Origin of the sequence: Streptomyces sp. F63 (genome assembly GCF_018070345.1) — a bacterium.
Classification (GTDB): Bacteria; Actinomycetota; Actinomycetes; order Streptomycetales; family Streptomycetaceae; genus Streptomyces.
On the sequence record NZ_JAGPXX010000016.1, the window covers coordinates 83,085 to 105,264 of the forward strand.

The 22,180-nt window shown below is 72.7% G+C and carries 19 protein-coding genes and 1 tRNA gene; 13 read left to right on the forward strand and 7 right to left on the reverse strand.

The window, feature by feature from the left end:
- The first annotated feature begins 30 nt into the window (after positions 1-30).
- Together KBZ10_RS17845 and KBZ10_RS17850 are read left to right on the forward strand one after the other, a co-directional pair.
- Complete coding sequence (locus tag KBZ10_RS17845) at positions 31-2,217, forward strand: fructose-specific PTS transporter subunit EIIC (protein WP_210988627.1); 2,187 nt, start codon at positions 31-33, stop codon at positions 2,215-2,217.
- A 99-nt stretch (positions 2,218-2,316) separates the two neighbouring features.
- Positions 2,317-2,499, forward strand: coding sequence for a hypothetical protein (locus KBZ10_RS17850; protein ID WP_210988628.1), 183 nt, complete (start codon positions 2,317-2,319; stop codon positions 2,497-2,499).
- Positions 2,500-2,561: 62 nt separating this feature from the next.
- On the opposite strand, the gene mscL is transcribed toward KBZ10_RS17850, so the two are convergent.
- The 6 genes from mscL to KBZ10_RS17880 all read right to left on the reverse strand — a co-directional run bounded on the left by mscL (position 2,562) and on the right by KBZ10_RS17880 (position 9,143).
- Positions 2,562-3,050 carry a large conductance mechanosensitive channel protein MscL gene (gene mscL / locus KBZ10_RS17855; protein WP_210988629.1) on the reverse strand — a complete coding sequence of 163 codons (489 nt, stop codon included), beginning with the start codon at positions 3,048-3,050 and terminating at the stop codon, positions 2,562-2,564.
- A gap of 102 nt (positions 3,051-3,152) precedes the next feature.
- Positions 3,153-3,293 carry a hypothetical protein gene (locus KBZ10_RS17860; protein WP_210988630.1) on the reverse strand — a complete coding sequence of 47 codons (141 nt, stop codon included), beginning with the start codon at positions 3,291-3,293 and terminating at the stop codon, positions 3,153-3,155.
- 918 nt (positions 3,294-4,211) lie between these two features.
- Entirely contained in the window at positions 4,212-5,081 is an 870-nt protein-coding gene (locus KBZ10_RS17865; protein ID WP_210988631.1) for an S-methyl-5'-thioadenosine phosphorylase, read from the reverse strand.
- 212 nt (positions 5,082-5,293) lie between these two features.
- Positions 5,294-5,635, reverse strand: a complete 342-nt coding sequence (locus KBZ10_RS17870) for an FmdB family zinc ribbon protein (RefSeq protein ID WP_210988632.1) — start codon at positions 5,633-5,635, stop codon at positions 5,294-5,296.
- Between the two features lie 66 nt (positions 5,636-5,701).
- Positions 5,702-7,126: an MFS transporter gene (locus KBZ10_RS17875; protein WP_210988633.1), complete on the reverse strand. Its 1,425-nt coding sequence runs from the start codon at positions 7,124-7,126 to the stop codon at positions 5,702-5,704.
- Positions 7,127-7,673: 547 nt separating this feature from the next.
- On the reverse strand, positions 7,674-9,143 hold the full coding sequence (locus KBZ10_RS17880; RefSeq protein WP_210988634.1) for a potassium/proton antiporter: 1,470 nt from the start codon (positions 9,141-9,143) through the stop codon (positions 7,674-7,676).
- A 230-nt stretch (positions 9,144-9,373) separates the two neighbouring features.
- Here KBZ10_RS17880 and KBZ10_RS17885 point away from each other — a divergent pair, with 230 nt between their 5' ends.
- Positions 9,374-12,187, forward strand: coding sequence for a penicillin acylase family protein (locus KBZ10_RS17885; RefSeq protein ID WP_210988635.1), 2,814 nt, complete (start codon positions 9,374-9,376; stop codon positions 12,185-12,187).
- Positions 12,188-12,287: 100 nt separating this feature from the next.
- Here KBZ10_RS17885 and KBZ10_RS17890 read toward each other — a convergent pair whose 3' ends face one another.
- The gene (locus KBZ10_RS17890; protein WP_210988636.1) at positions 12,288-12,893 is read right to left on the reverse strand and encodes a 5-formyltetrahydrofolate cyclo-ligase; all 606 of its coding nucleotides are present in this window, start codon (positions 12,891-12,893) and stop codon (positions 12,288-12,290) included.
- Between the two features lie 82 nt (positions 12,894-12,975).
- On the opposite strand from KBZ10_RS17890, the gene galU reads away from it, so the two are divergent.
- The 10 genes from galU (at position 12,976) to KBZ10_RS17940 (ending at position 22,142) form a co-directional block, all read left to right on the forward strand.
- Complete coding sequence (galU, locus tag KBZ10_RS17895) at positions 12,976-13,878, forward strand: UTP--glucose-1-phosphate uridylyltransferase GalU (protein ID WP_210988637.1); 903 nt, start codon at positions 12,976-12,978, stop codon at positions 13,876-13,878.
- Positions 13,879-13,999: 121 nt separating this feature from the next.
- Positions 14,000-15,436, forward strand: a complete 1,437-nt coding sequence (glp, locus tag KBZ10_RS17900) for a gephyrin-like molybdotransferase Glp (protein WP_307847496.1) — start codon at positions 14,000-14,002, stop codon at positions 15,434-15,436.
- A gap of 54 nt (positions 15,437-15,490) precedes the next feature.
- Entirely contained in the window at positions 15,491-15,991 is a 501-nt protein-coding gene (gene moaC, locus KBZ10_RS17905) for a cyclic pyranopterin monophosphate synthase MoaC (protein WP_210988639.1), read from the forward strand.
- Complete coding sequence (locus KBZ10_RS17910; protein WP_210988640.1) at positions 15,988-16,533, forward strand: molybdenum cofactor biosynthesis protein B; 546 nt, start codon at positions 15,988-15,990, stop codon at positions 16,531-16,533. Before moaC ends, KBZ10_RS17910 begins: the two co-directional genes overlap by 4 nt.
- Positions 16,530-17,153, forward strand: coding sequence for a GNAT family N-acetyltransferase (locus KBZ10_RS17915; protein WP_210988641.1), 624 nt, complete (start codon positions 16,530-16,532; stop codon positions 17,151-17,153). Before KBZ10_RS17910 ends, KBZ10_RS17915 begins: the two co-directional genes overlap by 4 nt.
- 151 nt (positions 17,154-17,304) lie before the next feature.
- A complete protein-coding gene (gene glpR / locus KBZ10_RS17920) occupies positions 17,305-18,438 on the forward strand; it encodes a gephyrin-like molybdotransferase receptor GlpR (protein WP_210988642.1) in 1,134 nt (377 codons plus the stop codon).
- A 121-nt stretch (positions 18,439-18,559) separates the two neighbouring features.
- Positions 18,560-18,633 (forward strand) — tRNA-Ala (locus KBZ10_RS17925).
- A 415-nt stretch (positions 18,634-19,048) separates the two neighbouring features.
- On the forward strand, positions 19,049-20,356 hold the full coding sequence (locus KBZ10_RS17930; protein ID WP_210988643.1) for an extracellular solute-binding protein: 1,308 nt from the start codon (positions 19,049-19,051) through the stop codon (positions 20,354-20,356).
- Positions 20,353-21,318: a carbohydrate ABC transporter permease gene (locus KBZ10_RS17935; protein ID WP_210988644.1), complete on the forward strand. Its 966-nt coding sequence runs from the start codon at positions 20,353-20,355 to the stop codon at positions 21,316-21,318. Before KBZ10_RS17930 ends, KBZ10_RS17935 begins: the two co-directional genes overlap by 4 nt.
- Positions 21,319-21,377: 59 nt before the next feature.
- Complete coding sequence (locus KBZ10_RS17940; protein WP_210988683.1) at positions 21,378-22,142, forward strand: carbohydrate ABC transporter permease; 765 nt, start codon at positions 21,378-21,380, stop codon at positions 22,140-22,142.
- Positions 22,143-22,180: the final 38 nt, after the last annotated feature.

Genomic DNA, 22,180 nt, shown 5'->3' on the forward strand with positions numbered 1-22,180 from the left:
CCCGGCGGTGCGTGAGCAATGGAGCGCGAGATGAGTGAGCTGATCACCGAAGAACTGGTCGACCTCGGACTGCCCGCCGCCTCCGGGGCGGAGGCGGCGCGGGAACTCGCCGAGCGGATGGCTGCCGCCGGGCGCATCACCGATCTCGACGGCTTCCTTGCCGACGTCGCAGCCCGCGAGGAACAGATGCCGACCGGACTGGAGGGCGGCATCGGCATACCGCACTGCCGCAGCGCCCATGTCACCGAACCCACCCTGGCGTTCGGACGCAGCGCAGCGGGTGTCGACTTCGGCGCTCCCGACGGACCCGCCGACCTGATCTTCCTGATCGCCGCACCGGCCGGCGGTGACGCCGACCATCTGTCGATCCTCTCCACACTGGCCCGGCGCCTGATGGACGCGTCCTTCACCGAAGCCCTCCGTGCGGCCGCGGACCCGGCCGGGGCCGCGGCCCTGATCCGCGGTGAACGGCCGGTTCCGGCCGCCGGAGCCGCTCCGGCGGCCGAGTCGGCCCCCGCCCCGGCCGCCCCGGCCGCCCCGGCCGCCCCGGCCGGCACCGGACCGGCAGCCGCCCGGCGGGACGAGACCGGAAGCGCCGCCGAGGCGCCCCACGAGGCCGTACCCGGGCAGGGCAGGGAGCGCGGCAGCGAACCGCCCGACCCGTCCGAACCGTCCGGGCAGTCCGGTCCCGCGGCGGGCACCCCACCCGACGCACGGCCCTTCCGCATCGTCGCCGTCACCTCCTGCCCGACCGGCATCGCCCACACCTACATGGCGGCCGAGGCGCTGCACCAGGCCGGCAGGGACGCCGGGGTGGAACTGGTGACGGAGACGCAGGGCTCCGCCGGGTTCCGCAGACTGGACCCGGCTGTGATCAACGCCGCCGACGCCGTGATCTTCGCCCACGATGTGGAGATACGGGAGAAGACCCGGTTCGCGGGGAAACCGACCGTCGACACCGGCGTGAAGGCCGCGATCAGCCGCCCCGCCGAACTGGTCGCCGAGGCCCGGGCCAAGGCCCGGCGCGGCGAGACCACGGCCCCGGCCGTACCCGGTGCGGCAACGCCCGGTGACGCCGGCGGGGGAAGCCGGGAAGAAGGAGCCGGCTCGCAGCTGCGCCGCTATCTGATGAGCGGTGTCAGCTACATGGTGCCGTTCGTCGCCGCCGGCGGACTCCTCATCGCCCTCTCCTTCGCGCTCGGCGGCTACGACATCACCGAGGCGAAGCCGGTCACCGAGCACTTCGTCTGGACGGAGGCGGTCAGCTGGGCCGCTCTGCTCCACCAGATCGGCGGCGCCGCCTTCGGCTTCCTCGTGCCCGTCCTGGCCGGATACATCGCCTACGGCATGGCCGACCGGCCGGGACTCGTCCCCGGCTTCGTCGGCGGAGCCGTCGCCGTCACCGTCGAAGCCGGTTTCCTCGGCGGTCTGGTCGCCGGCCTGATCGCGGGCACGGTGGTCCGGGGCATCCAGCGGATCGGGATTCCGGCGGCCCTGCGCGGCATCATGCCGGTGCTGGCGATTCCCCTGCTCGGTTCCGCTGCCGTCGGCTTCCTCATGTTCGTGGTGATCGGTGAGCCCGTCGCCGCGCTCCAGCGCGGACTCACCGGGTGGCTCGGCGACCTCTCCGGCTCCCATGCCGTCATCCTGGGAGCCGTGCTCGGTCTCATGATGTGCTTCGACCTCGGTGGACCGCTCAACAAGGTCGCGTACACCTTCGCCGTGGGCGGTCTCGCCGACGCGAACAGCGGGAGCCTCAAGGTCATGGCCGCGGTGATGGCGGCCGGTATGGTCCCGCCGCTGGCGATGGCGCTCGCCACGATCCTCCGGGCGAGGCTCTTCACCACCGCGGAACGCGAGAACGGCAAAGCGGCCTGGGTTCTGGGCGCCTCCTTCATCACGGAGGGCGCGATCCCGTTCGCCGCGGCGGACCCGCTGCGCGTCATCCCCTCCGTGATGGCGGGCGGCGCGGTCACCGGTGCGCTCTCCATGGCGTTCGGCGCCACCCTGCGAGCACCGCACGGCGGGGTCTTCGTGGTTCCCCTGATCAGTGGGCCGCTGCTCTATCTGGTGGCCGTCGCCGCCGGTACGGCTTCCGCGGCCGCTCTGGTCGTCCTGCTCAAGGAGATACGGGGCCGGACTCCGCGCCGGGCGGACGGCCCGGAGCACACCGCACCGGGCGGCGAGGCGCAGCGGGCCGAGGCCGCCGCGCGCTGAGCCGAGGACCGGAACGAGAAACGCGAGGAGCCGGGGACGGAGGGCGCGGAGCCGGGGAGCGCGGGGGACGGGAAACGGACATAGCCGTACTCTGGACACATGAACACCCCCGCACCCGGTTCCGCGCCCCGCGACCCGGCCGACTCCCTTGTGTTCGACGATCCGCTCGCGCAGCCGTCGGCCGATGACACCGACAGCGGCTGGGGTGAGCGGCCGGCGAGCGGCGGCAGCGCCGCCGACCTCGCCCGGTTCCTGGACGAGAAGCCGCCGCACCACATCTGACCCCGCCCCCGGACCCGCCGGCCCCACCGTTCCGGATGCGCGGGGGCGCCCGCGAGTGCCGGTTACTCCCGGCCGGGAACCGGTGAACCCGAGCCGCCCCGCTGGGCGACCAACTCGTCGCGGATCTCCCGCAGCAGCACGATCTCGGCGGCCTCCGCCTGGGCCTGCTTCTCCTCCACGGCCTTCTGCCGGGCTGCCTTGCGGGCGAGGAACTTCGCCATCGGCAGCACCATGAGGAAGTAGACGACCGCCGCGGTGATCAGGAAGCTCAGCGTGGCGCTGAGCACGGTGCCCCACATGATCGGGATGCCCCGGATGACCTCGCCCGACGCCTGATCGGTCTTGCAGGGGCCGTCGAGACAGGAGCGGTACCGTTCGAGGTCCTTGGTGCCGAAGGCTCCCACCACGGGATTGATGAGTCCCTTCACCACCGAGTTGACCACGTTGGTGAAGGCGGTACCGATAACGACCGCCACCGCGAGGTCGATGACGTTCCCCCGCATGAGGAAGGCCTTGAAGCCCTCCCACACGCTCTGCTTGTCCTCGCTCAAGGAGCGTCTTTCCCTTCGGTGAGTCGGAAACCGATGTTCCTGTTCCGGGGCGGTGCGACGGCAATGGTGGACGGAGCGGGCACGCCCTGTCCAGCGGGGAACTCATCGCTCGGCGAGCGTGCCGACGACGGGCACCGAGAGCACCGCGGCTGCCAGCGTCAGGGCGACCGGCCGGCTCCGCCGCACGGCGCTCCGCGCCCACCACCGGCCGCCGCCGAGCCGCAGCGGTCCGAACTGCGGCACATGCCGGGGCGGGGGAACCGGCCGAGGCGGCCCGACCGGCACCGTGCCGCTCCATTCCCGGCCGCCCCCGCTCCACGGGCGCCCGTCCCCGCGCCCGCACCCGTTCCTTCCCCCGTGTTCCCGCCCGCGGTCGGCAGGGGAGAGGGGTGGGCCGCCCGTGCTCCAGCCCGCCGCCCGGCCGCCGCCCGCCCGGGCGGCGCCGGACTGCCGGGCCCGGCCGCGCGGCCGGGCACTGGCGTCCGGACCCGCGGGGGGCGGAGCCGCGGGGTCCGGAGCCGCGGGACACGGCCGTTCGGACCGGTGGCGCGGCCCGGTCGGCGGGGGCAACAGCCAGGTGTCCCGGCCGAGCCCGGGCGGCGCGGCGGGCTGTTCCCCGTGTGTGGGGTGCGCGGTGGGCTGCGCGGGCACGGAGGCGTGCCGGACCGGGGCAAGGGCTCCGGACAGGGCGAGGCGCTCGGGGCTGCCGGTGTACTCGGACATGAGGGTCACCACCTGCGGTGTGAGGGCCGGTCTCGTTTCCGCCCTCACGATGCACGGGTTTCGCTCCCGCCGCCGGAGCCTGTGGACAACCGACGGGTTGTGGACAACCCGCTCACCCACAGGAGCCCCACCGGTGGCGAGGAGGCAGCCCCGCCACCTGTTCAGGCACCCGGCCTCCGGGCCTCCGACGCCAAGTGCCCGGCGCCTCGCCGCCCGACCCGTGCCGGATCCCGGTAAGCCGGGCACGGCGAACCGAGGGCCGGGAGCGAGGGCCGGGAGCGAGGCGCCACGCGAACCGCGCACGGCGGACCATCCGGACCCGAAACCCGAAACCCGAAACCCGAAGCCCGAAACCCGAAGCCCGAAACCCGAAGCCCGAGCCCGCCGGACGCCGACCCGTGCACCCCGCGAGCCCCTGCCCGTGAGCAAGGCAAGCCGTCAGGGCAGCTTGATTCCCGTGTCCAGGCCGTCCAGAGCCGTCGTGCAGAGGCAGTCCCGCGCGGCGGTCTCCGGCAGTGCCTCGACGGCGTGGAAGATCAGCGGCCGCAGTCGTCCGATGTTCTCGGCGAACACCTTCATGACCTCCGTGTGGGAGACGCCCTCGCCCGTCTCGGCACCGGCGTCCAGATCGGTGACCAGCGCGATCGACGTGTAGCAGAGGCCCAGTTCGCGGGCGAGTACGGCTTCGGGGTGCCCCGTCATGCCGACCACGGACCACCCCTGCGCCGCGTGCCAGCGCGATTCGGCGCGTGTGGAGAAGCGGGGCCCCTCGACGACCACGAGCGTTCCGCCGTCGACGGGTTCCCACTCCCGCTCGCGCGCCGCCGCCATGGCCGCCCGCCGTCCGGCCGGGCAGTAGGGGTCCGCGAAGGTGACGTGGACGACGTTGGGCACCGAGCCGTCCGGCAGGGGCTCGCCGTCGAAGTAGGTCTGGATCCGGGACTTCGTCCGGTCCACGAGCTGATCCGGCACGAGGAGCGTGCCGGGGCCGAACTCCTCGCGCAGCCCGCCCACCGCGCACGGGGCCAGCACCTGGCGGACACCCGCCGCGCGCAGGGCCCAGAGGTTGGCCCGGTAGTTGATGCGGTTCGGCGGCAGGTGGTGCTTGCGGCCGTGCCGGGGCAGGAAGGCCACGCTCCGGCCGGCTATCTCGCCGAGGAACAGGGAATCGCTCGGGGCGCCGTAGGGGGTGTCGACCGTGACCTCGGTCACGTCGTCGAGGAAGGAGTAGAACCCCGATCCGCCGATGACCCCGATCTCCGCCAGGGGGCCGGCGCTGTCCGCGTGTGTGCTGCTGGTCTCCGCCATGCCGATACCTTAAGGGCGCGCGGCAACGCCGGTCCGCCGTCCTCCGGCAGGAAGACGGTGACCGGCGTGGACACGGATGGAGAGCAGCGGTTGCCGGGCGGGCGGCAGGCGAACGCCGAGCGGATGCCGGGCCGGCGCCGGCCGGCCCCGGACAGACGCCAAGCGGCCTCAAGCGGCTCTCGAACGGGCCTCAGGCGGCTCTCGCAGGGGCCTCAGGCGGCCGACGAGCCGGCCGAGCTGCCGGAGCCGGACGACGGCGCCGCCGAGGAGGAGGCCGAACCCGACGAGGAGCCGGACGACGAGCCGGAGCCCGCGGACGCCGAGCCGCTGTCGCTCTTGGCCTTCGGCGACGAGGAAGCGCTGCTGGACGACGAAGCGCCCCGGCTGTCGGTCCGGTAGAAGCCGGACCCCTTGAAGACGACACCGACCGCGGAGAACACCTTGCGCAGGCGCCCCTCGCACGCGGGGCACTCGGTGAGCGCCTCGTCGGTGAACTTCTGCACCGCTTCGAGGCCCTCGCCGCATGCGGTGCACTGGTACTGGTAGGTCGGCACTTGCTCCTCCTGGCACTCTCACTCATTGAGTGCTAACGACGATCCATAGTGCAGCATTCCGTGGTCTCAGTCCACTGCGGCGGCCCGACGGTGATCCACCCCACGTGCCGCCACCCGCACCGGCACGGCCGGTTCGAGCCGGGTCCGCAGCGCCACCGCGACCAGCAGGGCGAGCCCCGTCCCGGCCAGCGGCACGGTGAATCCGGCGTTCGCGCCGAAGACGTCGGCGAGCCGTCCGGAGGCCGTGGCCGCCAGGGCCTGCCCCAGCGCCACGGCCCCGGTCAGCCAGGTGAACGCCTCCGTCCGCACGGCTGCCGGAACGAGCGACTCCACCAGGGTGTAACCGGTGACCAGCGCCGGGGCGATGCTCAGTCCGACCAGCAGCCCGAGCGCGCCCACGGCGGCGGCCGAGTCCACGGCCCACAGCGGCGACGTCACCAGGGCGAGGGCCGTGTACGCGATGAGGAGCCGGCGGTGGGCCGGCCGCCGCCAGACGATGGCACCGGAGACGGCCCCCGCCAGCATGTTGCCCCCAGCGAAGACGCCGTACAGGGCCCCGTTGAGGCCCGGGTGGCCGATGGCCTCGGTGAAGGCCGTGAGGGAGACCTGCATCCCCCCGAACACGGACCCGATCCCGAGGAACAGCACGGCCAGCACCCGCACGCCCGGCACCGACAGCGCGGACGCGGAACGCTCTCCGCGCCCTCCCGCTCCGGCCCCCGGTCCGGAAGCCACGCCGACCGTCCCCGTCCCCGTCCCCGGTGTCCCCGCCCCGGGCTCCGCCGTCCCCGCTCCCGCGCCGCGCTGTCCGGCACCCCGTCGTGCAGACGGCTGTGTGCGCCGCTGCGCCGCGAAGAGCAGACCGCCGAGGAACGTCAGGGCACCCTCGGCGAGCAGGCCCGCGGCCGGGTGGACACCGATGCACAGGGCTGTCGCCAGCACCGGACCGATGACGAAGGTCAGCTCGTCCGTCACGGACTCGAACGCCGCAGCGGTCGACAGCAGCGGCGACGGCTCTCCGCGTCCGCCGCCGGGTCCGCCGCCGCGCTCGCCGCCGCTCAGCAGGGCGGCCCACCGTGCCCGCACCATCGGCCCCACCTGCGGCACCGAGGCGCCCGCCGGGACGGCGGCCGCGAACAGGGCCCACAGGGGCGCCTCCAGCAGCGCCAGAGCCGTCAGCAGGGCCACTGCGGCGGTGTGGACCAGCACGCCCGGGACGAGCACCGCGGCCTGTCCCCAGCGGTCGGCGAGCCTGCCGCTCTGCGGCGCGAACAGTGCCATGGAGACGCCTGTGGCCGCCGCCACCGCTCCCGCCGTGCCGTACGAGCCGGTGGTGTGTTCGACCAGCAGCACGATGCTCAGCGTCAGCATCGCGAACGGCTGCCGGGCCGCGAAGCCGGGGAGCAGGAACGTCCATGCGCCGGGAGTGCGCAGCAGCGAGCCGTAACCGGGACGGCGCCCGCTGGAACTCTTGGTGACCGTGGCTGCCACGGCCGTACCTTTCTGCCGCCTGGTAGCGCATCCGCGGCGCGTGGCCGCCGGGTGCGCCGAGAGCTGTCCTCTTGCGCCGAACCGGGGTAGATACCGGGTCCGCATCCCAGGAGGACGGGATGTCAGGGGACCGAGGCCGCCGTACGGTCGCGCCAGCTCTGCGTCAGGCAGGGTGGTGTGTCGGTTGCCCGGTCATCCTACCGTCCGGTCCGCCGGGCGTGCCGGACGTCAGTACGAGGGCGGGAACGGGGGCGGGGGCCGGGACCCGGGGGGACGAGGCCCGCCCGGCACGGCCACCGGCCGGTCGGAGCCCTTCTCCGGCCCAGCCGCCGGCCCAGCCGCCGGGTCGTCCGCCGGCCACCCCGGCCACGACGGCGGGCAGGAGCCGAGCCGGGGGCCGAGCCCAACACCATGCCCGGGGCCCAACGCCCGGTGTGACCACAGCCCCGGCAGCGAACCGCGTACGCACGCCACGCACACCCGCCGCCGGGCGGCGCCCCCGCCCGCCCCGCCGCCGAGCGGTGCCCGCGTCCGCCGCGCCCCGCCCTCAGCCCGTTCCCGCCTCCGTGCCCAGCCACCCCGCGAGCTTGCCGCCCCGGGCCACCGCCCGGAGCCGTTTCTCCGCGGCGTCCCGTACCGGGTCGGTGGCCACGACCAGGAGTTCGTCCCCGCGGCGCAGCATGGTCGTCGGGCCCGGGACGAAGCTCCGGCCGTCGCGGACGACGAGGGTGACCGCCGCCCCCGGCGGCAGCCGCAGCTCGCCGACCTCCACGCCGTGCATCCGGGAGTTCTCGGCGACGGTGGTCGACAGCAGATGCCCGCGCAGCCGCTCCAGCGGTGCCGATTCGATGCCGAGGTCGGCCGCGGCCTCGGGGTCCCGGAGCCGCAGCCGCCGGGCGACCCAGGGCAGCGTCGGGCCCTGCACCAGGGTGTAGACGATCACCAGCAGGAAGACGATGTTGAACAGCCGTCCGCTTCCCGGCACTCCGGCCACCATCGGGATGGTGGCGAAGACGATCGGCACGGCGCCGCGCAGCCCGGCCCACGAGAGCAGGGCCTGGTCGCGCCACGGCATCCGGAAGGGCAGGCAGCTGAGCAGCACGGACAGCGGCCGGGCCACGAAGGTCAGCACCAGCCCGACGATCACCGCCGGCCAGATGTCGTCCACCAGTTCGTGCGGGGTGACCAGCAGGCCCAGCAGGATGAACATGCCGATCTGCGCCAGCCAGCCGAGCCCGTCCGCGAAGCCGCGGGTCGCCGGTGCGTGCGGCAGTCCGGCGTTCCCCAGGACCAGTGAGGCGAGGTAGACGGCGAGGAAGCCGCTGCCGTGCGCCAGGGCGCCGGCCGCGTAGGCGGTGACGGCGATCGCCATCACGGCGATCGGGTAGAGACCGGAGGCGGGCAGGGCGACGTGCCGCAGGGCGAGCGCGCCGAGCCAGCCGACCGCGAGGCCGATCGCCGCGCCGATGGCCAGTTCGAGGACGATCTTTCCGATCAGCAGGTACCAGGCGTCGATCGGGCCGGCGGTGGCGAAGGCGACGACCAGGATGACGACGGGGGCGTCGTTGAAGCCGGACTCCGCCTCCAGCGCGCCGGTCAGCCGGGACGGCAGCGGCACCCTGCGCAGGACGGAGAAGACGGCCGCGGCGTCGGTGGAGGACACCACCGCGCCGATGATGAGCGACTGCCGCCAGTCCAGGCCGACGAGGTAGTGCGCACCGGCTGCGGTGATCCCCACGCTGGCGGCGACGCCCAGGGTGGACAGTGCGGCACCCACCGGCAGCGCCGGTCTGATCTCATGCCACGCGGTACCGAGACCGCCCTCCGCGAGGATGACGACGAGGGCGGCGTAGCCGATCACCTGGGTCAGCTCGGGATCGCTGAAGTCGATACCGAGCCCGTCGGTGCCGATCGCGACGCCGATACCGAGGTAGACGAGCAGGCTGGGAAGCCCGGACCGCGAGGAGATCCGTACCGCCGCCACCGCGACGAGCAGGACGACGGAGCCGAGCAGCATGAGCTCATTCAGCTGATGGATAGTCAGGGGCCTGGACCCTTCCGTGAGGTATGGGGTGGTTCGTCCCCAGCGGCCGACCGGAACTTCATTGCCTTACCTAATATTTTACGGGTTCTTGACGCCTCCGTGAGCCGTACCGCCGGACTTGACTCCGTGTAGGGGCGACCGCGTGCCTGCGCCTACAGTTGCTCCAGCACTCCCAGGACCACCCTGCCCCGCGAAGGACAGCGATGCCCGCCAACACAAACGGCCCTTCCGGCAAGAAGAAGAGGGGCCGCGCGCGGCTCCTCGTGATCGCGATCGTGCTGGCCCTCGTGGCGGGTGTCGGCTACGGCGCGTTCTGGAGCGTGAGCACCGTCCGCGCGTCCTTCCCCGAGACCACCGGATCGATCCGCCTCAAGGGCCTCTCCGGGCCGGTCGAGGTGAAGCGGGACGGCCACGGCATCCCGCAGATCTACGCCAGCAGCGACGAGGACCTCTTCCGCGCGCAGGGTTATGTGCAGGCCCAGGACCGCTTCTGGGAGATGGACGTCCGGCGTCATCTCACCGCCGGCCGGCTCTCCGAGATGTTCGGCGCGAGCCAGGTCGAGACCGACGCCTTCCTGCGCACCCTCGGCTGGCGCCAGGTCGCGGAGAAGGAGTACGAGACGAAGCTCTCGTCGCGGACCAAGAAGTACCTCCGGGCGTACGCCGACGGCGTCAACGCCTACCTCGCCGAGCACGAGGGCGCCGAGCTCTCCGTCGAGTACGCGGCCCTCGGCTTCACCAACGACTACAAGCCCGAGGCCTGGGACCCGGTGGACTCGGTCGCCTGGCTGAAGGCCATGGCCTGGGACCTGCGCGGCAACATGCAGGACGAGATCGACCGCTCCCTGATGACGACGAGGCTCAGCGAGAAGCAGATAGACCAGCTGTACCCGGAGTACCCCGCGGGCCGGAACAAGCCCATCGTGCGCGACGGCGCGGTCGGCGAACTGACCGACACCTTCGACCCGGAGGCGACCGCCACGGAGACCGGCACGGGCAGCGGCGCAGGCGCAGGCGCCGGCGGAACCGGCACCGGCACCGGCACGGGTACGGGTGTTCCCGGGGCAGGCACGGGCACCGGCGGCACCGGCGGCACCGGCGGCACCGGCACCGGCGGCCTCCAGTCCCAGCTCGGCGCCCTCTCCAGGACCCTGGAGGAGGTACCCGCCCTCCTCGGCCCCAACGGCGACGGCATCGGCTCCAACTCCTGGGTGGTCTCCGGGAAGCACACCACCACCGGCAAACCCCTCCTCGCCAACGACCCGCACCTGGCACCACAGATGCCGTCCCTCTGGTACCAGATGGGCCTGCACTGCCGTTCCGTGAGCGACACGTGCCGCTACGACGTCGCGGGCTTCACCTTCTCCGGCATGCCCGGCGTGATCATCGGCCACAACCAGAAGGTCTCCTGGGGCTTCACCAACCTGGGCGCCGACGTCACGGACCTCTACCTGGAGAAGATCACCGCGGACGGCTACCTCTACGACGGCGAGCAGAAGCCGTTCACCACCCGCAAGGAGACCATCAAGGTCGCGGGCGGCGCCGACCGCCGGATCACCGTCCGCAGCACCGGCAACGGCCCGATCGTCTCCGACCGCAGCGACGAGCTGGACGACGTCGGCAGAACCGCGCCCGTCACCACCGGTTCGCCCGACCGCGCCAGCGGCTACGCCGTCTCCCTCCGCTGGACCGCCCTCACCCCGGGCCGCACCATGGACGCCGTCTTCGCCCTCAACGAGGCCGCCGACTTCGACCAGTTCCGCAAGGCCGCCCGGCTCTTCGACGTCCCCGCGCAGAACCTCCTCTACGCCGACACCGACGGCCACATCGGCTACCAGGCGCCGGGCCGCATACCCGTCCGCGGCAAGGGCGACGGCCGCTACCCGGCTCCGGGCTGGGACCCGGAGTACCGGTGGACCGGCTACGTCCCCCAGTCCGCGCTCCCCTGGGAGAAGGACCCCGCCCGCGGCTACATCGTCACCGCCAACCAGGCCGTCGTCGACCCGGAGAAGTACCCCTACCTCCTCACCGAGGACTGGGGCTACGGAGCGCGCAGCCAGCGGCTCGACAACCTGATCCAGTCGAAGATCAAGGACGGCGGCAAGATCTCGACCAAGGACATGCAGACCATGCAGACGGACGACAGCAGCGAGATCGCCAAGCTGCTGACGCCCTACCTGCTCAAGATCGACGTCGAGGACCCCTACATCCGCGAGGCGCAGAAGCTGCTGGAGGGCTGGGACTACACCCAGGACTCCGACTCCGCGGCCGCCGCCTACTTCAACGGCGTCTGGCGCAACACCCTCAAGCTGGCCTTCGGCCACAAGCTGCCCAAGGAACTGCGGGTCACCGGCGAATGCCTGCGCGTGCCGCCCGCCGACGACTCCGGCCCGCTGGAGGACCTGGACGGCGACTCCCTGGTCCGCGAGTGCGGCGAGCGGGCGCGGGACGCGGCCCAGCCGGACGGCGGCGACCGCTGGTTCGAGGTGGTCCGCTCCATCCTGGAGGACGAGGACAACGACTGGTGGAAGACGAGCACCCGCCCCGACTCCGGTGACGGCGACCGCGACAAGCTGCTGAAGCAGGCCATGACGGACGCCCGCTGGGAGCTGACCGCCAAGCTCGGCAAGGACATCGACAGCTGGAGCTGGGGCCGGCTGCACCAGCTGACGCTGCGCAACCAGACGCTGGGCATCAAGGGCCCCGCCGTGCTCCGCTGGGCCCTCAACCGCGGCCCGTGGAACCTCGGCGGCGGCGAGGCCGCCGTCAACGCGACGGGCTGGAACGCGGCCGGCGGCTACGGCGTCGTCTGGGTGCCGTCGATGCGGATGATCGTCAACCTCGCGGACCTCGACAAGTCGAAGTGGGTCAACCTCTCCGGAGCGTCGGGGCACGCCTACAACACGCACTACAGCGACCAGACGTCCAAGTGGGCCAAGGGCGAGCTGCTGCCCTGGGTGTTCGGCAGCAAGAGCGTCGAGAAGGCGACCGAGGACAAGCTGGCGCTCATCCCCTGAGCCCGCCGCGGCTCCCGCTCACGGGACCCGCACCGTCCACCGGCGGCCCCGGTGCACCGTGTTCGCGCGGAGCACCGGGGCCGCGGCGCGCCCGGCGGGGTCAGGGCCCGAAGCGGCGCACCCCCGTGGGGGTCACGGCCGCCTGGACGGGCCGGTCGTGCGCCTCGGCGGGCACGTCCTCCAGCACCTCGCCCTCGTACACCAGCACGATCAGGGCCGGGTCCGCCCCGGCCTCCGCCAGCCGCTCCAGCACCCGGTCGTACGAACCGCCGCCGCGTCCCAGCCGCAGTCCCCGGCCGTCCACCGCGAGCCCCGGCAGCAGCAGCGCGTCGGCCTCCAGCACGGCCCGCAGGCCCAGCGGTTCGTCCGCCGGCTCCCGCAGCACCATCCGGCCCGCCCGGCCGGCCGCCACGAGCCGCTCCGGCCCCTCGTACGGGGCCCAGTCGAGGTCGTCGTCGTCCCGCAGAACGGGCAGCAGCACCCGCACCCCCCGTGCCCGCAGCGCGTCCAGCAGCGGCCCTGTCGCGGGCTCCCGCCCCACCGACACATAGGCGCAGACGGTATGGGCGGATGCGAGCTCGGGGAGTGCCAGGGCGTGCAGCGCGAACGCGGCTCCGGCCGCCGAGACGTCATCTTCCGTCAACCGCGACCTCATCCGGCCGAGGCCGTGGCGCAACCGGGCCTTGCGAGACTTCGGGGTGGTCATCTGAGCCGGGAATCCTCTCGTATGCGGCCACACTTACCGGATCATCACGTTCCGCTCATACGTACCGGTTATGGTTCTCCGCATGACTGCATCGCGTACCCGGATCAGCAAGGCTGTCATTCCCGCAGCAGGACTCGGAACCCGCTTCCTCCCGGCCACCAAGGCCACCCCCAAGGAGATGCTGCCGGTCGTCGACAAGCCCGCGATCCAGTATGTGGTCGAGGAGGCCGTCACCGCCGGTCTCCCCGATGTCCTCATGGTCACCGGGCGCAACAAGCGCCCGCTGGAGGACCACTTCGACCGCAACTACGAGCTGGAGGAGATGCTCCGCCACAAGGGCGACGGCGACCGTCTCTCCCGCGTGCAGGAGTCCAGCGACCTGGCCACCATGCACTACGTCCGCCAGGGCGACCCCCGTGGCCTCGGCCACGCCGTGCTGTGCGCGGCACCCCACGTCGGGGAGCAGCCCTTCGCCGTCCTCCTCGGCGACGACCTCATCGACCCCCGGGACCCGTTGCTGACCCGCATGATCGAGGCGCAGGAGCGGTACGGAGGCAGTGTCGTGGCCCTGCTGGAGGTCGACCCGGACCAGGTCCACCTCTACGGCTGCGCGGTGATCGAGCCCACCGGGGACGACGACATCCACCGGGTCACCGGCCTCGTCGAGAAGCCCAGCCGCGAGGAGGCGCCCAGCAACTACGCGATCATCGGCCGCTACGTCCTCGACGCCGCCGTCTTCGACGTCCTGCGGAAGACGCAGCCCGGACGCGGCGGTGAGATCCAGCTCACCGACGCCCTCCAGACCCTGGCCCAGAACCCGGACCTGGGCGGCCCGGTGCACGGAGTCCTCTTCAAGGGCCGCCGTTACGACACCGGCGACCGTGCCGACTACCTCCGCTCCATTGTCAGACTGGCATGCGAACGTGAGGATCTGGGACCGGACTTCCGGGACTGGCTTCGGAGGTACGTCGCGGAGGAGATGTAGCACCTTGAGCACCGCTGAGCAGGCCGCAGAGCCGGGGCACACCGCCCCGGCCGCCGTCCCGTCGCCGGCCCCGGACCACGGGAGCGGGCCCGGCGGGGCCGGAGCCGGAGCCCCGCCCCGCGTGTGGAGCGTCGACGAGCATCTGGCCGACATCCTCCGGCACATCCGGCCGCTCGAACCACTGGAGCTCCAACTGCTCGACGCGCAGGGCTGCGTCCTCGTCGAGGACGTCACCGCCGCCGTGGCCCTGCCGCCGTTCGACAACAGCTCCATGGACGGATACGCCGTCCGCAGCGCCGACGTCGCCGACGCGACCGGGGAATCCCCGGCGGTGCTCACCGTCATCGGCGACATCGCGGCCGGCAGCGGCCGGCTGCCCACCATCCGGCCCGGCGAGGCGGCCCGCATCATGACGGGCGCCCCCCTGCCGCCCGGCGCGGACACGGTGGTGCCCGTGGAGTGGACGGACGGCGGCTCGGGCGGCGGCCCGGCCACCGCCATGACGGCCCACAGTGCCGCGCCCGAGGGCGCCGCCGGCGACGTCCGCGTGTACCGCCCCGCGGAGGCCGGAGCCCACATCCGCTCCCGCGGCGGCGACGTCTCCGCCGGAGCCCCGGTGCTGTCCGCCGGCACGCTCATCGGCCCGGCGCAGATCGGGCTGCTGGCCGCCATCGGCCGCGCCACCGTCCGGGTCCGTCCCAGGCCGCGGGTGGTCGTCATGTCCACCGGCAGCGAACTCGTTCCCCCCGGTGCGCCGCTGGGCCCCGGACAGATCCACGACTCCAACAGCTTCGCGCTCACCGCCGCCGCACGGGACGCGGGAGCCATCGCCTACCGCGTCACCGCCGTCGCCGACGACGCGGCCTCCCTGCGCTCCGCCGTCGAGGACCAGTTGCTCCGTGCCGACCTCGTCGTCACCAGCGGCGGCGTCAGCGTCGGCGCCTACGACGTCGTGAAGGAGGCCTTCTCCGGCAGCGCCCCCGCCACCGGAGACCGGCCGGCGGAGCCGGGCGCGGCGTCCGGCGCGGAACCGGCCCCCGGCGGCCCGGCCCCGGGCGGCTCCGGCGAGACGGACAAGACGGACAAGACGGGCGAGACCGGAGAGACGGCGGAAGGCGACGGCACCCCCGCGGCGGCGGCACCCCCCGGACCCGGCCGCGTCGACTTCCGCAAGCTCGCCATGCAGCCCGGCAAACCGCAGGGCTTCGGCCGCATCGGCCCCGACCGCACCCCCCTGCTGGCCCTCCCCGGCAACCCCGTCAGCGCGTACGTCTCCTTCGAGCTCTTCGTGCGCCCCGCGATCCGCGCTCTCATGGGCTTCGCTCCGGACGGGCGCGAGACGGTCCGCGCGATCTGCCCCGACGGCATCGCTTCTTCCCCCGGGGGCAAGCGGCAGTTCCTCCGCGGCCGTTACGCGGACGGCCTCGTCACCCCGGTCGGCGGCCCCGGCTCCCATCTGGTCAAGGCGCTCGCCGACGCCGACGCCCTGATCGTCGTCCCGGAGGACACCACGTCGGTTCCGCCCGGCGGCGAGGTGGAGGCCATCCTGCTGCGCTGAACCGGAGGAGCCCCGGTACGGTTGCTGCCCTGGAAGGACCGGACCGGGAGAACGATGAGCAGCGCCCAGCAGCACCTCACCCACCTCGATGCCCGGGGCGCCGCCCGCATGGTCGACGTCTCCGCGAAGGACGTCACCGCGCGTGCGGCCCGCGCGAGCGGCCGTGTGCTCGTCTCCCCGCGCGTCGTCGAACTGCTGCGCGGGGAGGGCGTTCCCAAGGGGGACGCCCTCGCCACCGCGCGCATCGCGGGGATCATGGGGGCCAAGCGCACCCCCGACCTCGTCCCGCTCTGCCACCCGCTGGCCGTCTCCGGGGTGAAGGTCGAACTCTCCGTGGCCGACGACGCCGTGGAGATCCTGGCGACCGTGAAGACCACCGACCGCACCGGCGTCGAAATGGAGGCCCTGACCGCCGTCACCGTCGCCGCACTGACGGTGGTGGACATGGTGAAGGCCGTCGACAAGGCCGCGGTCATCACGGACGTGCGGGTCGAGGAGAAGAGCGGCGGCACGTCCGGCGACTGGTCGCGCCCGGCCGGGGAGGGCACCGCATGAGCGGCTACCGTGCCCTGGCCGTCACCGTCTCGAACCGCGCCTCCGCGGGCGTCTACGCCGACAAGGGCGGCCCGCTGCTGGCCGAGGGCCTGACCGCGATGGGCTTCGCCACCGACGGACCGCGCGTCGTCCCCGATGGCGAACCGGTCGAAGCAGCCCTGCGGGAGGCCGTCGCCGCCGGGTACGACGTGGTGCTCACCACCGGCGGCACCGGTATCTCGCCGACCGACCGCACACCCGAGATGACCCGCCGGGTCCTCGACCGGGAGATCCCCGGGATCCCCGAGGCCCTGCGCGCCGAAGGGCTGGCGAAGGTGCCCACCGCCGCGCTCTCCCGTGGCCTGGCCGGAACCGCCGGCGGCACGCTGATCGTCAACCTGCCGGGCTCCACCGGCGGGGTCCGGGACGGTCTCGCCGTCCTCGGCCGGCTGCTGGTGCACGCCGTCGACCAGCTCCGCGGTGGCGACCACCCCCGCCCCGCCCCCGGCGGGGGCGGCGGGACGCCCCCCGACGGCGGCACGGTTCCCCGGGCCCACCGATGACTCCCCTCTGGCCGGCGGTCCTGACCGACGGCGACGTCACCCTCCGCCCCATCCGGATGCGCGACCAGCGGGACTGGCGCGAGGTCAACCGCCGCAACCGCGACTGGCTGCGGCCCTGGGAGGCGACCATCCCGCCGCCCGTGGCGGGTGGCCCGTCGGCGCAGCGCCCGACCTACCGCCAGATGGTGCGGCATCTGCGCTCCGAGGCCAACGCGGCCCGGATGCTGCCCTTCGTCATCGAGTACCGGGGGCGGCTGGCCGGGCAGTTGACGGTCGCGGGAATGTCCTGGGGCTCCATGTGCTCCGGCCATATCGGTTACTGGGTGGACCAGGAGGTCGCCGGGCGCGGGGTCACCCCGACGGCTGTGGCGCTCGCCGTCGACCACTGCTTCCGCACGGTCGGCCTGCACCGCATCGAGGTGTGCATCCGGCCCGAGAACGGGCCGAGCCGCCGTGTCGTCGAAAAGCTGGGATTCCGTGAGGAAGGGCTGCGTCCGCGCTATCTCCACATCGACGGGGACTGGCGCGACCACCTGGTCTTCGCCCTCACCGCGGAGGAGGTGCCGGAAGGGCTGCTGAACCGCTGGCACCGGGTCCGGCCCGGAACGGCCCACAAATAAGAAATGTGTTCGATATTAAGCGGCGATAAAGCGCATTCTCCGTCAGCTCGACCAGGCAATCGGAAAAAAAGTTCGAGTTATCAGCCAGATCGTGCGACACACCGTGGCAATTGGCGGATGGCCTGCTGAAAACCCCTCTACCGTGTGAGGCGTGAGCAGCAGCGGCCTCATCTACGCAGTCATTGTCGGGGCCTGGGCCGCCTACCTGGTGCCGATGTGGCTCCGTAGGCAGGACGAACTCAACGAGGCTCGTCCTACGGAACGCTTCTCCACCGCCATCCGGCTGCTGTCCGGACGGGCCGGTATGGAGCGCCGTTACGCCAAGGACCTGGAGGAGCGCCACTCCGGCGAAGCGGACGACTACGTCGGCCCCGCCGATCCGGAAGCGCCCGCCGCCGACCCGGAAGCGCCGACCGACACGGTCGACGTCCGGGCCTTCGCCATGTCCGCGGCCATGCCGGTTCCCGAGTCGCTGCGCGCCGACGGCGACCCCGCGCCGCCCGCGGCGGACCACGCGTCCGCCGGGCCGGACGGCCGCCGCGCCGTCTCCGTCGCCGAACGGGCCCGCCGCTCCAAGGTTCTGGCGCGCCGCCGCCGCACCACCATGGTGCTGTTCCTCGCCTTCGCGCTCGGCGCGGTCGTCGCGGCGGTCGGCGGGCTCGCCTTCCTGTGGGCCCCCGCAGTCCCGGCCGTGCTGCTCAGCTCGTACATCGTTCATCTGCGGGCGCAGGAGCGGCGCCGCTTCGCCTTCACCATGGACCGGCGGCGCGCCGAAGCCGCCGCCCAGCGGCTGCGCGAGCGCGGCCCGCGCGGTCCCGGGCAGCCGGCACGCCCCGCGGCCGCGGACGGCGAGGCGGCCGGCGAGGAGACCGGCCCGGAGCCGGCTCCCGAGCCCGCTCCGGCGTCCCCCCATGCGGCGGGCCGCCGCGCGCTCGTCGAGCAGACCGACCACGCCGAATGGGTCGACCAGCAGCGCGAGCGGGTCCGGCCGGACGGGGAGAGCTGGGAGCCGGTCCCGGTGCCGCTGCCCACCTACGTCACGGCGCCGGTCGCTCCCCGTGCCACCGGCGGCGTGGACCTCGACGCCCCCGACGCGTGGAGTTCGGCCCGCTCCAGCGCGGCCGAACCGGCCGCCGAGCCGCCCGCCGAGCCCGGGCCGGAGCCGGGGCCCGCCGCGCGCGAGAGCCGCCGGGAGCGCGGCCCCCGCCGCTCCCGGGACCGGGGCCGCACCCCGCTCTTCGACCAGTACGCGGACGAGGACCGGCCGCGCGCCGCCAACGAGTGATCCCGGGGCCGGGGCGGAGTCCGGTGCCTGCCCGCCCGGGCCCGCCGACGGCCACGGTGACCAGCACGGCAACGGATTTCCGAGCTGCCCCGCCGGGATGCTAGAGTTCCTCACGTCGCAAGGGCCTGTGGCGCAGTCTGGTAGCGCACCTCGTTCGCATCGAGGGGGTCTGGGGTTCAAATCCCCACAGGTCCACAGACACAGACAGTGCGAACATCGCACGGCACAGCGGTGAGAACCCCTGCAGGAGAGATCCGGCAGGGGTTCTTTCGTGCTGTGCGGCGGCGCGGTGCGCCTGCCGCCCGCGAGCTGCCGGCCGAGGCGTCCCCCCGGATCGCGCGGGGTCCCGGCGCCGGGTCCTCGGGGCCGCCGAGGGACTGCCCGGGTGCCTGCGGAGGGTCTGCCCGGGCAGGTGGGCGCCGTCTCCGGGCCCAACCGTCCGGGCGGAGAGCGGCGGCGGGTTTCGTCAAGAGCGTTGACATACCTAGGGCCTGGGCTTACGTTCCCGTCAATCGAAGCGCTTCGACGATTTCTTCGAATCGCTTCGACGGCGGGTGAACCATCCACGCCACCCGTTCCCAGCTCTGATCCCCTCTCCCGGAGGAAGCGGATGTTGACGGCACGAAAGCGCGGGGCGGGCCTGCTGGCAGCCGCCCTCGCGGGAGCCCTGACCCTGGCGCTGAGCGGCTGCGGCACCTCGGACGGTACGGCCGCGGGCGACGGAAAGACCCTCAGGCTCTGGCACTACGAGGGCCCGGACAGCGCCATGGGCCGGGCCTGGGCCGCAGCGATCGAGGAGTTCGAGAAGACCCACCCGGGCGTGAAGGTCGAGTTCGAGGAGAAGGGCTTCGAACAGATCCAGAAGACCGCCCCGATGATCCTCAACTCCGACGACGCCCCGGACCTCATGGAGTACAACAAGGGCAATGCCACGGCCGGGCTGCTCTCCCGCCAGGGGCTGCTGACCGACCTCAGCTCCGAGGCCACCGAGCGGGGCTGGGACAAGCAGCTCAGCGACAGTGTCGAGACCACCAGCCGGTACGACGCGGACGGCGTGATGGGCTCCGGCACGTGGTATGGCGTTCCCAACTACGCCGAATACACCATGGCGTACTACAACAAGGACCTCTTCGCGAAGCACGGCGTCGAGGTCCCCGCCACCTTCGCCGAACTCACCGAGGCACTCGCCGCGTTCAAGGCCAAGGGCGTCACCCCGCTGGCCAACGCCGGCGCCGAGTACATAGCCCACCAGTACGTCTACCAGCTCGCCCTCTCCCGGGCCGACCGCTCCTGGGTGGACGCCTACGAGCTCTACCGGGGCCGGACCGACTTCCACGACACGGCCTGGACGCGGGCCGCCGAGACCTTCGCCGACTGGGTGAAGAAGGGCTACATCGCCAAGACCTCCAGCGGCACCAAGGCCGAGGACGCGGGCGTCGCCTTCATCTCCGGCACGTACCCCATCCTCTTCTCCGGCAGCTGGTGGTTCGGCCGCTTCCAGAGCGAGATCGACACCTTCGACTGGGGCACCTTCCTGTGGCCCGGCTCGGACCTCACCCTGGGCTCCGGCGGCAACCTCTGGGTCGTCCCCAAGGGTGCGAAGAACAAGGAACTCGCCTACGACTTCATCGACATCACGATGACGAAGAAGATCCAGAACCTGCTCGGCAACAAGGGCGGCGTCCCCGTCGCCGCCGACCCCTCCGCCATCACCGACCCGCAGTCGAAGACCCTCATCGAGAACTTCAACACGCTCTCCGAGAACGACGGCCTGGCCTTCTACCCGGACTGGCCCGTCCCCGGCTTCTACGACGTCCTCGTCTCCGAGACGCAGAAGCTGATCACCGGCAGCGCCAGCCCCGACCAGTACCTGGACGCCCTGCAGAAGGCGTACGACGCGGGCGCGCCGAAGCGGTGAGCACCGTCGCCAAGCGGCCCGCGGCCCGCCGGGGAGGAGCGCCCCGGCGGGCCCGCGGCGGCCACCACCGCCCCGGCCGCCGGGACTCCTACGTCCTCTTCCTGCTCCCCGGCACCCTCGCCTTCCTCGCCGTCGTCGTCGTCCCGTTCGCCCTGAACACCGGCATCAGCTTCACCGACTGGCGGGGCGTGGGCACGCCCGGCTGGACCGGCCTGGACAACTACCGGCAGCTCGCCGGGGACTCGGCTTTCTGGGAGTCGTTCCGGCACAGCGTCGCCATGGTCGTCGCGATGGCCGTCCTCCCGACCGCCCTCGGCCTGGTCCTGGCGGCCGCGCTCTTCGACTACATCGCCCAGCACTTCGGCTCCCGCTGGGCGGCCGTCCTGCGGGCCTGCTTCTACCTCCCGCAGGTGCTGCCGATCGCCGTCGCCGGCATCGTCTGGTCCTGGATCCTCGCGCCCGGGGACGGCTCCCTCAACGAGCTGCTGCGGGCCGTGGGCCTCGGCTCCCTCCGGCAGGACTGGCTGGGCGATCCCGACCTGGCGCTCTACGGCGTGATGGCGGTGATGGTCTGGGTGCAGCTCGGCTTCCCGCTGGTCGTGTTCATGGCGGGGCTGCAGCGCGTCGACCCCGGGCTGTACGAGGCGGCCGAACTGGACGGAGCGGGCTGGTGGCGCCGGTTCTGGCATATCACCCTGCCGCAGATCCGCCCGGAGATCCACGTCGTCCTGGTGTGGTGCACCATCGCCGCGCTGAAGGTCTTCGGCGCCGTGTACGTCCTGACCAAGGGCGGCCCGGGCGGCGCCACCAATGTCCCCTCCTACTTCTCCTTCCAGAACTTCTTCGAGAAGACACAGGTGGGGTACGGCTCGGCGGTGTCCACCGTGCTCACCGCTCTCATCCTGGCGCTGGCCCTGCTCGGGCTGCGCCTCCAGACCAGGGCGGAGGACGAAGCCCGGTGACCGCCACAGCCATCCGCCGTTACCCCGTGCTCGTCGCGCTGTGCGCCGGTGCCGCGTTCATGGTGCTGCCGTTCGTCATCGTGGCGCTCAACGCCGTCAAATCGCCCGCGGAGTACAGCGCCGGGGGACCGCTCAGCCTTCCCGAGGGGCTCTACCTGGACGGGTTGGCGGACTTCTGGCAGCGCGTCGACTTCGGCCGGAAACTTCTCAACTCCGTACTGATCAGCGGGTCGGTGGCGGTCGGCGCCGTGGTGCTGTCGGTCCTGAACGCCTACGCGATCGGCATCGGACGGATCAAGGGCCGGCCCTATGTGCTGGCCTTCTTCGTGCTGGCCAACATGCTGCCGCAGGAGGCGCTGGTCTACCCGGTCTACTACCTGTCGAAGCAGGTGGGTCTCTACGACACCAGGCTCAGCGTGATCATCGTCTTCACGGTGATCCAGGCCGCCTTCGGAACGTATCTGCTCGCCTCTGTCCTGGGCTCCTTCCCCCGGGAGGTCGTCGAGGCGGCGAGGATCGACGGGGCGAACAAGTGGCAGGTGCTGTGGCGCGTCGTCGTCCCCGTCAGCCGTCCCACGCTCGGCGTGCTGCTGGTCTTCTTCTTCATCTGGACCTGGAACGAGTTCCTGCTGCCGCTGGTCATGCTGATCTCCAACGACAACCAGACGGTCTCGGTCGCCCTCGGGGTACTCCAGGGGCAGCGGCTGATGGACGCCACGATGACCAACGCGGCCGCGCTGCTGGGCGTCCTCCCGGCGATCGTCTTCTTCCTCCTCTTCCAGCGGACCCTGACCCGCGGCATCGCCGTGGGCGCGGTCAAGTGACCGGGTTTCCGCTGTGGCCCCCCACCACGTGAGCCGAA

Excerpts from the sequence above, each read along its gene's own strand:
- KBZ10_RS17940 (WP_210988683.1), top strand. The coding sequence starts at position 21,378 with ATGGTGCTGCCGTTCGTCATCGTGGCGCTCAACGCCGTCAAATCGCCC.
- KBZ10_RS17890 (WP_210988636.1), bottom strand. The coding sequence starts at position 12,893 with ATGACCACCCCGAAGTCTCGCAAGGCCCGGTTGCGCCACGGCCTCGGC.
- KBZ10_RS17850 (WP_210988628.1), top strand. The coding sequence starts at position 2,317 with ATGAACACCCCCGCACCCGGTTCCGCGCCCCGCGACCCGGCCGACTCC.
- KBZ10_RS17910 (WP_210988640.1), top strand. The coding sequence starts at position 15,988 with ATGAGCGGCTACCGTGCCCTGGCCGTCACCGTCTCGAACCGCGCCTCC.
- KBZ10_RS17930 (WP_210988643.1), top strand. The coding sequence starts at position 19,049 with ATGTTGACGGCACGAAAGCGCGGGGCGGGCCTGCTGGCAGCCGCCCTC.
- KBZ10_RS17880 (WP_210988634.1), bottom strand. The coding sequence starts at position 9,143 with ATGCTGCTCGGCTCCGTCGTCCTGCTCGTCGCGGTGGCGGCGGTACGG.
- KBZ10_RS17845 (WP_210988627.1), top strand. The coding sequence starts at position 31 with ATGAGTGAGCTGATCACCGAAGAACTGGTCGACCTCGGACTGCCCGCC.
- KBZ10_RS17915 (WP_210988641.1), top strand. The coding sequence starts at position 16,530 with ATGACTCCCCTCTGGCCGGCGGTCCTGACCGACGGCGACGTCACCCTC.
- KBZ10_RS17885 (WP_210988635.1), top strand. The coding sequence starts at position 9,374 with ATGCCCGCCAACACAAACGGCCCTTCCGGCAAGAAGAAGAGGGGCCGC.
- galU (WP_210988637.1), top strand. The coding sequence starts at position 12,976 with ATGACTGCATCGCGTACCCGGATCAGCAAGGCTGTCATTCCCGCAGCA.
- moaC (WP_210988639.1), top strand. The coding sequence starts at position 15,491 with ATGAGCAGCGCCCAGCAGCACCTCACCCACCTCGATGCCCGGGGCGCC.
- KBZ10_RS17865 (WP_210988631.1), bottom strand. The coding sequence starts at position 5,081 with ATGGCGGAGACCAGCAGCACACACGCGGACAGCGCCGGCCCCCTGGCG.